This is a genomic window from Stutzerimonas stutzeri (assembly GCF_019090095.1).
GTDB classification, from domain to species: Bacteria; Pseudomonadota; Gammaproteobacteria; order Pseudomonadales; family Pseudomonadaceae; genus Stutzerimonas; species Stutzerimonas stutzeri_AN.
Genome location: NZ_JAGQFP010000001.1, coordinates 1,481,117 through 1,495,346 on the forward strand (window position 1 = coordinate 1,481,117; position 14,230 = coordinate 1,495,346).

Annotated in this window: 18 protein-coding genes and 1 pseudogene; 12 read left to right on the forward strand and 7 right to left on the reverse strand. The window is 63.2% G+C overall.

The window, feature by feature from the left end; translation table 11 throughout:
* Nucleotides 1-147 precede the first annotated feature (147 nt).
* Both KVO92_RS06365 and KVO92_RS06370 read right to left on the reverse strand, forming a co-directional pair.
* On the reverse strand, nucleotides 148-1,116 hold the full coding sequence (locus tag KVO92_RS06365; RefSeq protein ID WP_217474774.1) for an alpha/beta fold hydrolase: 969 nt from the start codon (nucleotides 1,114-1,116) through the stop codon (nucleotides 148-150).
* Between the two features lie 79 nt (nucleotides 1,117-1,195).
* Nucleotides 1,196-1,579 (reverse strand): winged helix-turn-helix transcriptional regulator, encoded by a 384-nt coding sequence (locus KVO92_RS06370; protein WP_217474775.1) that lies wholly within the window; start codon nucleotides 1,577-1,579, stop codon nucleotides 1,196-1,198.
* Between the two features lie 88 nt (nucleotides 1,580-1,667).
* On the opposite strand from KVO92_RS06370, the gene KVO92_RS06375 reads away from it, so the two are divergent.
* Together KVO92_RS06375 and KVO92_RS06380 are read left to right on the forward strand one after the other, a co-directional pair.
* Entirely contained in the window at nucleotides 1,668-2,726 is a 1,059-nt protein-coding gene (locus tag KVO92_RS06375) for an SDR family oxidoreductase (protein WP_217474776.1), read from the forward strand.
* Between the two features lie 77 nt (nucleotides 2,727-2,803).
* Nucleotides 2,804-3,286, forward strand: coding sequence for an RNA methyltransferase (locus KVO92_RS06380; RefSeq protein ID WP_217474777.1), 483 nt, complete (start codon nucleotides 2,804-2,806; stop codon nucleotides 3,284-3,286).
* A 10-nt stretch (nucleotides 3,287-3,296) separates the two neighbouring features.
* On the opposite strand, the pseudogene KVO92_RS22615 reads toward KVO92_RS06380, so the two are convergent.
* A pseudogene (locus tag KVO92_RS22615) lies at nucleotides 3,297-3,437 on the reverse strand (sterol desaturase family protein); the annotation flags it as partial.
* Between the two features lie 65 nt (nucleotides 3,438-3,502).
* Between KVO92_RS22615 and KVO92_RS06385 the strand changes: the two are divergent.
* Nucleotides 3,503-3,979: an AAC(3)-I family aminoglycoside N-acetyltransferase gene (locus tag KVO92_RS06385; RefSeq protein ID WP_217474778.1), complete on the forward strand. Its 477-nt coding sequence runs from the start codon at nucleotides 3,503-3,505 to the stop codon at nucleotides 3,977-3,979.
* 100 nt (nucleotides 3,980-4,079) lie between these two features.
* Here KVO92_RS06385 and KVO92_RS06390 read toward each other — a convergent pair whose 3' ends face one another.
* Nucleotides 4,080-4,493 (reverse strand): helix-turn-helix domain-containing protein, encoded by a 414-nt coding sequence (locus tag KVO92_RS06390; protein ID WP_217474779.1) that lies wholly within the window; start codon nucleotides 4,491-4,493, stop codon nucleotides 4,080-4,082.
* Between the two features lie 82 nt (nucleotides 4,494-4,575).
* Here KVO92_RS06390 and KVO92_RS06395 point away from each other — a divergent pair, with 82 nt between their 5' ends.
* The 5 genes from KVO92_RS06395 (at nucleotide 4,576) to KVO92_RS06415 (ending at nucleotide 6,865) form a co-directional block, all read left to right on the forward strand.
* On the forward strand, nucleotides 4,576-5,073 hold the full coding sequence (locus KVO92_RS06395) for a DUF2938 domain-containing protein (RefSeq protein WP_254621293.1): 498 nt from the start codon (nucleotides 4,576-4,578) through the stop codon (nucleotides 5,071-5,073).
* 46 nt (nucleotides 5,074-5,119) lie between these two features.
* Nucleotides 5,120-5,719 carry a flavodoxin family protein gene (locus tag KVO92_RS06400; protein ID WP_217474780.1) on the forward strand — a complete coding sequence of 200 codons (600 nt, stop codon included), beginning with the start codon at nucleotides 5,120-5,122 and terminating at the stop codon, nucleotides 5,717-5,719.
* Nucleotides 5,716-5,943 carry a DUF2798 domain-containing protein gene (locus KVO92_RS06405; protein WP_217474781.1) on the forward strand — a complete coding sequence of 76 codons (228 nt, stop codon included), beginning with the start codon at nucleotides 5,716-5,718 and terminating at the stop codon, nucleotides 5,941-5,943. The genes KVO92_RS06400 and KVO92_RS06405 overlap by 4 nt, the downstream gene beginning before the upstream one ends.
* Before the next feature lie 199 nt (nucleotides 5,944-6,142).
* The gene (locus KVO92_RS06410; protein ID WP_254621294.1) at nucleotides 6,143-6,439 is read left to right on the forward strand and encodes a putative quinol monooxygenase; all 297 of its coding nucleotides are present in this window, start codon (nucleotides 6,143-6,145) and stop codon (nucleotides 6,437-6,439) included.
* A gap of 39 nt (nucleotides 6,440-6,478) precedes the next feature.
* Nucleotides 6,479-6,865 (forward strand): ester cyclase, encoded by a 387-nt coding sequence (locus KVO92_RS06415; protein WP_217474783.1) that lies wholly within the window; start codon nucleotides 6,479-6,481, stop codon nucleotides 6,863-6,865.
* A 101-nt stretch (nucleotides 6,866-6,966) separates the two neighbouring features.
* Here KVO92_RS06415 and KVO92_RS06420 read toward each other — a convergent pair whose 3' ends face one another.
* Nucleotides 6,967-7,704: a GntR family transcriptional regulator gene (locus tag KVO92_RS06420; protein WP_217474784.1), complete on the reverse strand. Its 738-nt coding sequence runs from the start codon at nucleotides 7,702-7,704 to the stop codon at nucleotides 6,967-6,969.
* A 210-nt stretch (nucleotides 7,705-7,914) separates the two neighbouring features.
* Here KVO92_RS06420 and KVO92_RS06425 point away from each other — a divergent pair, with 210 nt between their 5' ends.
* The 4 genes from KVO92_RS06425 (at nucleotide 7,915) to KVO92_RS06440 (ending at nucleotide 12,647) form a co-directional block, all read left to right on the forward strand.
* On the forward strand, nucleotides 7,915-8,748 hold the full coding sequence (locus tag KVO92_RS06425) for an amidohydrolase family protein (RefSeq protein ID WP_217474785.1): 834 nt from the start codon (nucleotides 7,915-7,917) through the stop codon (nucleotides 8,746-8,748).
* 30 nt (nucleotides 8,749-8,778) lie between these two features.
* Complete coding sequence (locus tag KVO92_RS06430; protein WP_254621295.1) at nucleotides 8,779-10,080, forward strand: SLC13 family permease; 1,302 nt, start codon at nucleotides 8,779-8,781, stop codon at nucleotides 10,078-10,080.
* 111 nt (nucleotides 10,081-10,191) lie between these two features.
* On the forward strand, nucleotides 10,192-12,114 hold the full coding sequence (locus tag KVO92_RS06435; protein ID WP_217474786.1) for a methyl-accepting chemotaxis protein: 1,923 nt from the start codon (nucleotides 10,192-10,194) through the stop codon (nucleotides 12,112-12,114).
* Nucleotides 12,115-12,299: 185 nt separating this feature from the next.
* Complete coding sequence (locus KVO92_RS06440; RefSeq protein WP_217474787.1) at nucleotides 12,300-12,647, forward strand: cupin domain-containing protein; 348 nt, start codon at nucleotides 12,300-12,302, stop codon at nucleotides 12,645-12,647.
* Between the two features lie 131 nt (nucleotides 12,648-12,778).
* Here the strand turns inward: KVO92_RS06440 and KVO92_RS06445 are convergent, their stop codons facing one another.
* Nucleotides 12,779-13,669, reverse strand: a complete 891-nt coding sequence (locus KVO92_RS06445; protein ID WP_217474788.1) for an NAD(P)/FAD-dependent oxidoreductase — start codon at nucleotides 13,667-13,669, stop codon at nucleotides 12,779-12,781.
* A 96-nt stretch (nucleotides 13,670-13,765) separates the two neighbouring features.
* Nucleotides 13,766-14,224, reverse strand: coding sequence for an Rrf2 family transcriptional regulator (locus KVO92_RS06450; RefSeq protein ID WP_217474789.1), 459 nt, complete (start codon nucleotides 14,222-14,224; stop codon nucleotides 13,766-13,768).
* Nucleotides 14,225-14,230: the final 6 nt, after the last annotated feature.

The window sequence follows — 14,230 nt, forward strand, 5'->3', positions numbered from 1 at the left end:
GACGCCTCGCTGCCGTAACCGTCACGCCAGCCGCACGCAACACGCCGGTGCGGCTGGCGCACAGCTTTGATTGCCCGACGGCCGCCAGCACACCACTGGCGGATCTGGCTATGGCTTGCCCCCGCCCCAGAGTGGTGGGGGCCCTCCTCAGGGCGTGGCACCCTTCCCTTCATCAGAAGACGCATCGCGCTGCGCATCGACCTTTTCCGCTACCCGGTCAATCGCCTCGAGGATCGCATCCGGCCGCGTGTGGTGCAGCATATGACCCTGGCCGTCGATGATACGTAGCTCGGTGTGGGGCACCTCGGCATGCAAGCGCACCGAATGGGCTTCGGTGTTTACCAGCCGATCTCCGCGCCCGGCGATGATCAGCGTCGGCGCCGCCAGCTGCCCATAACGCTTGCCCAGTGCCTCGGCCGATGCGTTGGTCAGTGCCAGTTCCGCCAGGCTCGCCTGAAGCTGCGAGGGGCGCAGCGCCCGCCAGATCGGAAAGTTTCGGAACTGCTCTGGCACCGGGGCCGGAGCGAATACTCGCCGGAGGAGAACCGGCCACAGGGCTCGGCCTACCAGCGGCGAAACGCCGTAGCGCAGCACGTTGCCAATGACAGGAATTGACGGGGGCAACGCCAGCGGAACACTCGGATAGTAGTAACCGGACTCCAGCACCAACCCGGCTATGGCCTCGGGGAAATCCAGCGCAAGGGCAACGGCCACCATGGCGCCCCAGGAATGCCCAAGCACTAGCGGCCGCTCGGCCCCGACTGCCGCAAAGGCCTGACTGAAAAGACGGGCCTGTTCGGTCGCCGTCCAGCATCGGTCTTCTGGTCGCTCGCTGTAACCGTAGCCCGGGCGGTCGAACACGATGACCCGATACCGCGTTGCCGCCATGTCCACCAGGCCACTGAGCTCGAAATCGGCGGCCATGGAGCTGTTGCCGTGCAACATCACCAGCGGCCGGCCCTGCCCTTTCTCGATGTAGTGCAGCCGCACGACGTCCACTTCCACGAAGCGGCCTGTCGGCGGATGATCTTCCTCGCTCTTGCGGCTGCGATGGTCGATATAGACGGCTGACGCCGCCAGGGCGAGTGCACTACGGATCAGCAAGGGCAGTGACATGAATTGTCTCCGGGTTGTCGTTCTCCTTGAGAGCAGATCGGGCCTCAGCTGTTCCAAGCCGGTGCAGCTTTACCGAGGCCTACCCACGCCTGCGGGACGTCGGCCTCGGCTGCAACTGATCGAGGGCGGCTGAGTTCTGCCTCGCCCATTCGTAGATCATCTCGATGGGTTGGACCATGAGCTTGCCCAGCGGCGAGAGCGCATAGCTCACCGCGGGCGGTACCGTATCGAGCGTATGTCGCTCGATCAGCCCGCTCGACTCCAGGTCGCGTAGGGTCTGCACCAGCATCTTCTTGGAAATGCCCGGCAGGCTTCGATGCAGCGCGCCACTTCGGGCGATGCCGTCGTGCCGCGCCTGCAGCGTGTGCAGAATCATGCTGGTCCACTTGGTCGAGAAGATCTCAAGCACGCGCCGCGGCGCGCAGTCTTCGCGCCATTGTTCTTCGTCAGAGCCCGGTTGCATGGGGGATGGTTACCATTTGGTGCCGACTTGGATCGGCATTTTCGAGTGGGTAAGGTGCAGGCCTGTTTCGTTTTGTGGGGGTCTGAACATGACAAATCAAGCACTGGTGGTCGGCGCGAGTGGAATCGTTGGCAGCGCGGTGTCGCGCCTGCTGGTCAACGAGGGCTGGGCGGTTGCCGGACTGGCGCGGCGGCCGAATGCCGAAGCGGGCGTGACGCCGATCAGCGCGGACCTGCTGGACCCGTCGACGCTGGCATCGCAGCTAAGCGCGGTCGCGCCTACCCACGTGTTTCTGACGACCTGGGCGCGCCAAGCCAGCGAGGCGGAGAATATCCGCGTCAACGCACAGATGGTCCGCAACGTGCTCGAAGCGGTCCGCCCTGCCGGCTCGGTACGCCATGTCGCGCTGGTCACCGGCCTCAAGCATTACCTCGGCCCGTTCGAAGCCTACGGCAAGGGCTCGCTGCCACAAACGCCGTTTCGTGAGGAGCAGGGTCGTCTGGACGTGGAAAACTTCTATTACGCCCAGGAAGATGAGGTGTTTGCAGCAGCAGAGCGTGACGGCTTCAGCTGGAGCATCCACCGGCCACACACCATCACCGGTGTCGCGGTCGGCAATGCAATGAACATGGCGACCACGCTGGCTGTATACGCGTCGATCTGCCGCTTCACCGGTCGACCATTCCGCTTTCCGGGCTCGGACGTCCAGTGGAACAGCCTGACCGACATGACCGATGCAGGCCAGCTCGCCAGACATTTGCGCTGGGCCTCGACCACACCGGCGGCCGCCAACCAGGCGTTCAATATCGTCAATGGCGACGTGTTCCGCTGGCAATGGATGTGGTCGCGCATTGCCGAGTGGTTCGGCATCGAAGCGGCACCGTTCGACGGCCCTGCGCCGCTGGAACAGCAGATGGCGGGCGACGCGGATGTCTGGAAAGATCTGTCGAAGCAGTTCGGCCTGGCCGAAGCGGACATCGACAAACTCATCTCGCCGTGGCACACCGATGCCGATCTGGGGCGGCCCATCGAGGTCGTGACGGACATGTCGAAGAGCCGAAAGCTGGGCTTCGTGGACTACCAGGCGAGTGACGAGGCGTTCTTCAATGTGTTCTCGACATTACGCGCCAGCAAACTCATCCCCTGATCGGAGCCAGTACTGCGGAGCCGCCGACCACGGGGCGGTCCCGTATACTCGCGCATTTTCCGCACGAGTCCTCCCTTGTGAGCAACAAACGATATGCCTGCATCGGCCTGAGCAACCCGAAATCGCCCTCCAACGTGGGGGCGATCATGCGTGCGGCAGGCTGCTATGGCGCCGCCTCGGTGTTCTACACCGGCACCCGCTACGACCGCGCCAAGGATTTCATCACCGACACCAAGAAGGTCCATCAGGACATTCCACTGATCAACATCGATGACCTGCGCAAGATCCTGCCGCTCGGTTGCGTGCCGGTCGCCGTGGAGCTGGTCGAGGGTGCTCGCGCCCTTCCCGAATACACGCACCCGGACCGTGCGCTGTACATCTTCGGCGCCGAAGATGGCTCGCTCAGCAAGGAGATCCGCGACTGGTGCGAAGACGTAGTCCCCACCAACGGCTGCATGAACCTGGCGGCGACGGTCAATGTGGTGCTCTATGACCGCCTGGCCAAAGGCAACAACACCCGCTCCGGCCCCGACTTTGGCGCGGAGCGCAAACCCTATTGATCCGCTGCCGTCAAACCTCAGGCGCCCTGCGTGCTGCCGCCAGTGGTCGCTTGGCTGGCAACAATTTGCGTGCGATATCCACGAACGGCATGACGATCAGGCTGTAGAGCGTCAGGTAACGGTGCGAGACCTGTTCCGAGCCGAAGCGGGATTGCCATCGGCCCGCCTTTGCGTAAACCATGCACCCTGAACGTCAGGCAACATGGGACGATCGACATGACCCAAGCCATCAACGTGCGCAGGCTTACCTCGGCCGACGTGCCGCACATGCGCAGTATGCTGTCCATGTTCGGGCAGGCTTTCGACGACATACCCACCTATACCGCGGACCAGCCCTCGACGCCCTATCTGGGGGATCTGCTGTCGAGCGATACCTTCGTTGCGCTCGCCGCATTTGTCGATGATCGCGTCATCGGAGGGCTGGCCGCCTACGTGCTGCCAAAGTTCGAGCAGCCGAGACGCGAGATCTATGTCTACGACCTGGCAGTCGCGCAATCCCACAGGCGCCTCGGCGTCGCCACGGCGTTGATACGGGCGCTACAACACACGGCCAGGGAATTGGGCGCCTACGTCATCTTTATCCAGGCCGACCATGGTGATGAACCGGCCGTGGCGCTTTACACCAAGCTGGGCGCTCGCGAGGAGGTTCTGCACTTCGATATCAGCCCCGAATCCGAGGATGACACCCCCTGAGGCGATCATTTCTGTAGATCCACCAGGCACCGGCCGGTGCGTTCTCCCGTAGCCCTGCCCGCCCCGCTTTTCCGCACCGAATGACCCTGCCTGGGCAAGCCTAGGCGCGCTTGGCGCGCCCTCGCTTGAGCGTTCCCGGCACCGCCGCTTTCAGCAATCGCTGGAAGGTGGGGCATTCGGCGTGGCTGGGCGCCGGGCAGGCAGCGGCGTGGCGCAGGCCTTTGCTCATGGCGCGAAGGCGTCTGATGGTCGCGTCCAGTTCATCGGCCTTGGCCGCGAGCATCGATCGGTCGATGTCGGGTTTGCCGTTGGGCGCGAACATCGCGCGGATTTCCTCGAGGGTGAACCCGGCCGACTGGCCGAGTGCGATCAACGCCAACTGATCGAGCACCTGCGGCGCGAAACGCCGTCGCTCGCCCGGCCGGCCGAGCGAAGTGATCAGCCCCTTTTCTTCGTAGAAGCGCAGCGCCGACGCCGGTAAACCGGTACGCCTGGCCACATCGGAAATATCCATGAGCGAGCCCCTTGACCTCAAGTTCACTTGAACTTGTAGAGTCGCGCCGAAACACCATTCGGTCAATCAGCGGGAGGTTCCCATGGCAACTCTGACCCACTCACTCATGCTGGCCTGCGGCCTCGGTATCGGCGCCACCGCGGTCATGGATCTGTGGTTGATGCTCCTCAACCGCCTGGGGGTGGTGACCCTCAACTTCGCCTTCATCGGACGCTGGGGCGGCCATCTGCTGCACGGCCAGTGGAGGCACGCGGCAATCGCCAAGTCGTCGCCGATCAGAGGCGAGCTGGCCTTCGGCTGGCTGTTGCATTACGCCACCGGCATCGCCTTCGCCGCGCTGCTGCTCGCCCTGCAAGGCAACGCGTGGGCCTTCGAACCCACCCCGCTGCCTGCGCTGGCTCTGGGGCTCGCCACCGTCATGGTGCCCTTGTTCGTCATTCAGCCTGCCATGGGGTCGGGCTTCGCTGCGCGCCGGACACCCACGCCCCTGAAGAACTGCCTGCGCAGCCTGGCCAACCACGGCGTGTTCGGACTCGGTCTGTACCTGACCGCCGTCGCGCTCGCCGGCTGGCTGAGCTGAACGAACCACCTTTACGACTTCACACACAACCGCAGGAGAACACGCCATGAAACAGATCGCCGTCATCTACCACAGCGCCAAAGGGCACACCGCGCATATCGCCCGAACGATCGTCGAAGGCATCGGCCAGGTGCCCGGTATCGAAGCACAGCTGCTCGAGGCCGGAGCGCTTGTCACCGAGCCGGACGCCGTGCTGCCGTTCGACGGTTTCATTCTCGGCTCGCCAACGTACCTGGGCGGGGTATCCGCACCGGTCAAGGCGTTCATGGATGCCACCGGACCGCTGTGGCGCACGCAGCAGCTACGCGGCAAGTTGGCCGCTGGCTTCACCGTGTCGTCGCTACCGGCCGGTGACAAGCAGTCGACACTGCTGTCGATGTTCACCTTCTGCATGCAGCACGGGATGCTCTGGGTGGGTAACCCGATCCTGCCGGAGCAGCATCAGGGTGTGCCTTATGACGAGGCTGCCAATCGCCTGGGCTCCTGGTCCGGGCTGATGGCTCAGGCGGACAAGCAGTCGTCAGCCGATGCCTTCGCGCCGGGCGATATCAAGACGGCGCGGATGTTCGGACAGTACTTTGCCGAAACGTTGTTGCGCCTGCACGGCCAGGTGTCAGTCACCGCGAAACAGGAGGCACGCCCATGATCGCCCGTCGATACGCCCCGCTGCTGTTCGCCCTGCTGCTCTCCGGGTTCATGTCGCTGATGGTATCCGGCATCTCGACACTGCGCGCGACAGGTCCGGTGCCCGGCTTTTTCGGGCTCTGGATCAGCGCATGGCTGGCCGCCTGGCTGTTCGCCTTTCCTGCGGTGCTGCTGGTCACGCCGTTGGCCCGTCGCGCGGTCGAGCGGCTGGTCAAGGCCGAGTGATTGGCAGGTCCGTCCCGACGTGGCGAGCTGTCCCGCCACATCGGCGCAGGAGCTGCCGGCTCGCCGCCTGCGTCATGCGATGGGATGGGCTGGAAATGACGCGTGGAAAAGGCTTCGCCGTTTTCCACCCTACGCCCCCGACCAATGCAGCTGCTCTGCTAGGCTCAGTCGTTCGTTCATCAGTGAAGAAACCACAACCATGTACGGTCTGATAGCAAAGATTAACGTTGTGTCAGGTCAGCGTGACGCGCTGATCGCCATTCTCATCGAGGGTATCAGCGGCATGCCGGGTTGCCTGAGCTATGTGGTAGCGCAAGACCCGACCGATCCTGATGCCATCTGGGTGACCGAGGTGTGGGACAGCCAACACAGCCATCAGGCCTCTTTGTCATTGCCCTCGGTTCAGCAAGCCATTTCACGCGGCAAGCCGCTCATCAGCGGTTTCGGCGAGCGCTTCGAGACCCAGCCCGTGGGAGGTTACGGGCTGGGCGGCTAGCCTGCATGCCTGCCGCACTACGAAACCTGGAGGGCAACCATGACCGGCGCCGAGCTCACCGATCGCTACCGCAGCTATATCGCCTGTCTGAATAGTCAGAACTGGCCGGAGCTGGGCCGTTTCGTCGATGACGAGGTGCAGTACAACGGTCAACCAGTCGGGCTGAACGGGTATCGCAGAATGCTTGAGGACGACTTCCGGGCGATTCCGGATCTGCGTTTCAACGTGGATCTGCTGGTAGCCGAGCCGCCTCGCGTGGCGTGCCGGCTACTGTTCGATTGCACGCCAACAGGCACGCTGTTCGGCTTTCCGGTCAACGGCAAGAGGGTCGCCTTCAGCGAAAACGTGTTCTACGAATTCCACAACGAGAAAATCCGGCAGGTTTGGTCGGTGATCGATAAAACCGCGGTTGGCGCTCAGCTCTAGTACCCGAGGCGCGCGGCAGCTACGGGCCGCTTGCAGGGCCAATGCGCCGAAGCGCCGCAGGACAGTCCGCATAGCCGATCGGCCCTGCCTCCGGTTGCCATTCAGGAAATATCGATCTGATAGCGGAACCCCTCGGCCGCCGCACGGGAGATTCGATACTCCAGCGCGGATCGATCGTAGCCCAGTGCCGTGCGCTCGATGATCACCATCGGAGCACCCTCATCGATAGCGAGGGTTTTCGCCATGGTGGTGTCGGCAGCGCCAACGGTGAGGGTCTCCTTGGCCGAGGCGATGCACTGCCCGCACTGTTGCTCGTACAACGGATAGAGCAGCGGGCCGAACTGCTCGGAATCGAACGCCATCAGCGCGCCGAAGCGCGTGGCAGGCAGCCAGATTTCCTCATGAAACAGCGTGCGGCCTTCGACCGTGCGCAAGCGCTCCATATGCACGACCTGCTCACCCTCGCCCAACCCGAGTGCCTTCGCTACCCGTTGCGACGGCTTTTGCAGCGTTTTGGACAGGATCCGGCTGGTTGGCAGTTCGCGCCCACCGCTGGCATCCACCTGGCGGAAAAAGCGCGCCAGCGAGGCATCGAAGTTGGGGCGCCGCACGAAAGTGCCGCGACCCTGGCTGCGCAGTAGCAAGCCTTCGTTGACCAGCGTATCCACCGCCTTGCGCACCGTGCCAATGGCCACGCCATAGAGCTTGGTCAGCTCCGCTTCGGTCGGAATGGGCGCACCGGGCGTCCACTCGCCGGCAGCAATCTTGGCCAACATCTCTTCCCGCAGGCGCTGATAGAGCGGCAAGCGCTCGTCGTATCCGAGTGTCGAGGCATTCATCGTTTCATCGATCCTGTTCTGGGCGTAATCACTTTACCACCGCCCCGCCGATTGACAGATATCCACCGCTGCATATATGGTCATCTATTCATATATATGACTATATGTCAGCACGAAGATATGACCGCAAGCGTCAGCTTGTGTTTCGCGACCTGATCTCAGCGAACGCAAGGACGTGCGTCACAACAACAATCGACCAGGGTTTAGCTTATGACCGGCCTTAAACCGCTCACCCTCACCGGCGTCGACACGCACGCCCACATCTTCCGTCAGGACCTGCCGATGGCGGCGGATCGCCGTTACAGCCCGCACTACGACGCCCAGGTGGAGCAGTTCCTGGACCATCTCGATCGCAACGGGCTGTCGCACGGGGTATTGATCCAGCCGAGCTTTCTGGGAACCGACAACCGGTTCATGCTCGATGCGCTCCGTCGGTATCCGCAGCGCCTGCGCGGCGTCGCGGTGGTCGATGCGGATATCAGCGAGACGCAACTGGACGAGCTGGCCGAGGCCGGTGTGGTGGGCGTTCGCCTGAATCTCATCGGCAAGCCCTTGACCGACTACCGAGGCCCTGTCTGGCAGGCCCTGTTCAAGCGGCTGGCGGTGCGCGGCTGGCAGGTCGAAATCCAGCGTGGCATCGAGGATCTGGCGCTGATCGTGCCGTCGATCCTGGAAAGTGGCGTTCAGCTGGTCATCGACCATTTCGGCCTGCCAACCGGTGGCATCGATGCCGAGAAGCCCAACCACAGAGCCTTCCTCGACGTGCTGGCAGACCCGCGCGTATGGCTCAAGCTGTCGGCGCCCTACCGCAGCCGGTCGAGTCTCGCCCATGCCTCGCAAGTCTTGGCGCAGGTACGCGAGGCCAGCGGCGGCATCGAGCGATTCCTCTGGGGTAGCGACTGGCCCAATACCCAGTTCGAAGATCAGACCGACTATGACCGACAGCTCGCCTTCATCGAGGCACTGCTGCCGGATGCGCGCGAGCGTGCCCAAGTGCTGATGAATAACCCGGCGAAGCTGTTCGGCTTCGACGTTTCCCGCTAAACGATCCATAACAACAATAGGACCTTCATCATGATGAGCCTGCTCGTCGTCGCGGCAATCGTTGTCGCCGTCGCCCTCGGCTACAAGACCAAGATCAATATTGGTCTGTTCGCCATCGCCTTCGCCTACCTGATCGGCTGTTTCGGTATGGGCCTCAGCCCGTCCGAGGTCATCGGCATGTGGCCGTTGAAGATCTTCTTCATCATCTTCTCGGTCTGCCTGTTCTACAGCTTCGCCACGGTCAACGGCACGCTGGAGAAGCTGGCCGAGCACCTGATCTATCACTGCCGATCGGTGCCGCAGCTCTTGCCGTTCGCCGTCTTCTTCACCGCCACCGTCATCTCGGCAATGGGCGCCGGTTACTACACGGTGCTGGCGTTCATGGCGCCGATCACCCTGCTGCTGTGCGAGCGCACTGGCATGAGCCTGATCGCCGGCGGGATGGCGGTGAACTACGGCGCCTTGAGCGGGGCCAACTTCGTCTCCAGCCAGAGCGGCATCATCTTCCGCGGCTTGATGGTCAATGCCGGCATTCCGGAGAACGATGCCTTCATCAATGCCGCAGGCATCTTCGCCAGTACGCTGGTGATCCCGCTGCTGGTGATCTCGGTGCTGGTGTTCCTGACCGGACATGGCAAGGCGATGAAGGCATCGACCTATGTGGCGACCGAGCCGACACCGCTGAACCGCGAGCAGAAGATGACCCTGTGGCTGACATTGACCATGATGGCCATCGTGCTGGCGGCGCCGATCGCGCATATCGTCCTGCCCGACAACGCAACCGTCAGCTTCATCAATTCGAAGATGGATATCGGCCTGATCGCCAGCCTGTTTTCGGTCGTCGCCCTGCTGCTGAAGCTGGGCGACGAGCGCAAGGCCATGGCGTCGGTGCCCTGGGCCACGCTGATCATGATCTGCGGCGTGGGCATGCTGATTTCGGTCGCCATCAAGGCCGGCACCATCGACCTGTTGGCATCCTGGATGGGCACCAGCATCCCGCCGATCATGGTGCCAATCGTTTTCGGCATCGTCGCGGCGTTCATGTCGCTGTTCTCCAGCACGCTCGGCGTCGTCACGCCGGCGCTGTTCCCGATGGTGCCGCCGATTGCTTCGGCACTGGGACTCGACCCGATGATCCTGTTCATCGCCATCGTCGTCGGTGCGCAAGCCACCTCGATCTCGCCGTTCTCTTCCGGTGGCAGCCTGATCCTGGGCTCCTGCCCCACGGAACAGAGCCGCACCTCGCTGTTCCCGCAGCTGCTGTTCCGCGCCGCGCCCCTGGGCTTTGTCGCGGCGCTGATCTTCAACGCACTGCTGACCTTCGTCTACTGACCCCGCGCGATAGTCCGGCGCCTGGCGCCGGGCCACACCCTGCCCTTTTCGCACGGGGCAACGCCAAGAGGATCGGCACCGGAACCCACTTATGGACAGGAGGAAACATTAATGAAGAACTGGTTCGCCGATATCAGCATGACCCGGAAGCTGGCGATCGGCTTCGGCTCGGTGCTTCTGCTCACCGCTGCGTTGGCCGTCTATGGCTGGCTCAGCCTGGGCAGCGTGACGCACCGCGGCGCCTTGATGGGGCAGATCGCCTCGTTGAATGAATCGCTGGGCGAACTGAGAATCGCGCGCCTGCAATACATGCTGGACAACGGCGAGGAGAAGTCGGCCGAGGCCGTGAACGACGCGCTGGACCGATTTGCAGCGCGGCTCGAAGCGATCTCGCCAAACTTCTCCGGCCCCGAGAATGTGGCGCACCTGCGCCAACAAGGCGAGCAGATCCAAGGCTATCGCGCCTCGCTGAAGAAGATGCGCGACGCCTATGCAGCCGGCAATGCCGCCCGAGCGGACATGGGCAAGTACGCCGCGCTCGCCAGTGAGCCCATCGACGCCATGGGCAAGACGGTGGAGCGGATGCCGGCCGACGCCGAAAACCGCTACGCGGGGCTAAAGGCGATCTCCGAGCTGCGCATGGACTGGCAGCTGGTGCGCTACCAGATGCGTGGCTACAACACGACACCCACCCAAGCGGTCGCCGCCAAGGTCGAGCAGCAAATTGCCCAGGCCCGACAATCGGCTGCGCAGCTCAAAGCCGTGCTCGGCGAGCGCTTTTCCGCGCAGGTGGCCATTACCGAGCAGGCGCTCGACGGATATCTCGTCGCCCTCAAAGCGGTCGTCGCTCAAACCGAAGCGATCGCCACGGCACGCCAGGAAATGGCGAGCCAGACGGACGAGATCAACCGGCTCAGCATGCTCCTGACCCAGTTCCAGAGCGCCAGCCTGGATCAGGAGACCACCCAGGCTCGGACGACTCAAGTCACGGTTGCGGCGCTCGCGCTGCTCATCGGTCTGCTGGCTGCCTGGCTGATCATCCGGCAAATCACCCAGCCTCTGGCAGAGACGCTTGCGGTCGTCCGGAATATCGCCGCAGGCGATTTGACCGACCAACGCCGCATCGAGCGCAAGGATGAAATGGGCGCGCTGCAGCAGGGCGTAATGGGCATGGCGGCGACCTTGCGTGAGCTCATCAGCGGTATCCGCGACAGCGTTACCCAGATGGCCAGTGCCGCCGAACAGCTGTCGGCTATCACCGAGCAGACCAGCGTCGGCATGAACGGTCAGAAGATCGAGACCGATCAGGTCGCAACGGCGATGCACGAAATGTCCGCCACGGTGCAGGAAGTCGCGCGCAATGCCGAGGAAGCGTCGCAAGCGGCCAGTGACGCGGATCGCGAAGCACGTTCGGGCGACGCGGTGGTGGCCGAGGCGGTCGCCCAGATCGAACGCTTGTCCCAGGAAATGCTGCGCTCCACCGAAGCCATGGCCAAGCTGGAGTCGGAAAGCAACCGAATCGGCAGCGTCATGGACGTGATCAAGACGGTGGCCGAGCAAACCAACCTGCTCGCGCTCAATGCGGCGATCGAGGCCGCCCGTGCCGGTGAGGCGGGACGTGGCTTCGCGGTGGTGGCCGACGAGGTTCGCGGCCTGGCTCAACGCACGCAGAAATCGACCGAAGAAATCGAGCAGTTGGTGGCCGGTCTGCAACAGGGCACGCAACAGGTGGCCGTCGCGATGCAGAACAGCCACAACCTGACCGAAAGCAGCGTCGAGCTCACGCGCAAGGCCGGACTGGCGCTCAACGACATCACCGCCAAGGTCTCGAACATCCAGGCAATGAACCAGCAGATCGCCGCCGCTGCCGAGGAGCAAGGCGCCGTCGCCGACGAGATCAGTCGCAGCGTGATCAATGTGCGCGACATTTCCGAGCAGACCGCTACGGCCAGTGACGAGACCGCAGCATCGAGTGTCGAACTGGCTCGCCTTGGCAATGAGTTGCAGGCGATGGTCAGCCGCTTCCGCGTATAAGGCGACGCCTGTCGCTCACCAGAGCGAATCAATGCAGCCAATCGAAGCCTTGGATACTCACTGCGCCCTGCGAGGTTAGCGGCCCCGCATAGCGCAGATGAGCATCCAGGTGTCGACCCCAGACAATTGACCCACGTAACGCCGCTCTATGGTGGGCGACCTTTTCCGTCTCACCAGGAGCGCCCATGGCCAACCCACCGATCACCGTATTGCGCGATACCCAGCCCATGCCTGTCGTCGATGCCTGCAAATGGGAGCGAATCGAAGGAGAGCCGCACACCGTCAACCTCAATGCCTACACCTCGGATGACGGCAGCAAGATCATGGGGACCTGGATCTGCACGCCCGGCAAATGGCGCGTCGAGTACGTCAAATGGGAGTACTGCCATTTTCAGGAAGGCTACTGCATCATCACGCCGGACGGCATGGAGCCCATCCACCTCAAGGCCGGCGATATCTTCGTGGTCGAGCCTGGCATGAAGGGCACCTGGGAAGTCGTCGAGACCGTCCGCAAGTACTTCGTCTTCGCCTGATCGGCACCAGACAAGCGTTCCCATGCCTGGCGTGGGAACGCCTCCGGCTCCTGCTCTTACCCCGCTGGCCTGCTGAAAGCGACTCGCGCTTCTGCCGAACGTCCACAGCGCTACCCCGGCAGTGTCCCCCCTCAGAGCCCGAACATCAGCGCCCGATGCGCACCGGCACCCGCCATAGCGCCATCGCCTACCGCCAAGGGCACCGACCCCGCTGCTCGTGCCGCGTCGCCGCAGGCAAATACACCAGGGACTGACGTGGCCTTGGTGAAGTCGGTCTTGATGAAAGGACCGAGCGGGCCCTCTTCCATGGCACAACCCAGTTGCCCGACCAGTGCCGAGACGCGCATACGCGGCGCGAGGAAGAGGCCATCGAATGACAACTGGCGGCCATCGGCCAACTCCACGTTCATCGGTTCCCCCTCTTTCAGGCGGAGGACCTGGGTGCGCTCCAGCGCAACACCTCGCGCGTCGAGCTGGGCCAGTTCCTCAGCGGAGGGCTCGAACACATCGTTGAGCAGCAACGTCGTGCGGCCCCAATCCGGCAGCATCAGCGCCTGATGCATCGACAGCGCAGAGGTCGCCAGTACGCCGATCCGCCCCTGGTTGAGTTCGTAGCCGTGGCAATACGGACAATGGAAAACCTGTTTGCCCCACCGCTCGGCCAGCCCCGGAAGCGCGGGGAGCTCATCGACGACGCCGTTGGCCAGAATCAACAGGCGTGCTCGATGCTGATTCCCGCGGCCATCGGTGACGCAGAAGCCCTCGCCGTCGCGCTCGGCCCGCAGTGCCTCGGCATACAGCCAGTCGACGGTTTCATAGTCCATCAGTTGGGCACGGCCTTCGGCGGCAATGTCATCCGGGGAGGCGCCATCCTGGGTCAGAAAACCATGGGATGTCGCAGCGAAACGGTTGCGCCGCAGGCCCGCATCGATCACCAGCACCCGCCGGCGGGCCCGTGCCAAGGGTAGCCCTGCCGATAATCCCGCATAGCTCCCACCGATAATGATCACGTCGTAGAACATAGCGCTCGCCTCTTCGATTATTTATGTATCTTTTAAAGTTACACTAATAATCGAACGAAAAGAAACTGTCTTTCAGTGATGCTTCAGACGAGGTGATCAGTGGGGCTTATGCGTGGCGGGCATCGCCTGGCAGGTGCTGTACAGCGTGTTGAATTCGTTCGACAGGTTGGCCAGGGTCAGCGAACCCAGCCGTTGCAGCAGCAGGGTTTCAGCCTGTTGCAAGGCGTCTTCGAGCGCCGAGTTGACCACCCGCTCGACCAGGCAATCAGGGTTGTCGCGGTCCGCGCCGATGGCAAAGATGCGCGGACCGCCGACGGCATGATAGATGTCCAGCAGCGTGACCTGCTGCAGATCGACCGAAAGGCTCCAGCCACCGTTGTAGCCCTTATCGGCGCGCACATAGCCGGCTTGCCTCAGGCCCGTCATGGTGCGCCGGACGACCGCCGCGTTGGTCCCGAGCATCTGCGCGATCTGCTCGGAGGTGACCGGGCGCTCGTCACGCGCCATGTGCAGCAGGACGTGAAGCATGCGGGAAAGGCGGCTATCGGTTCTCATGGCGGG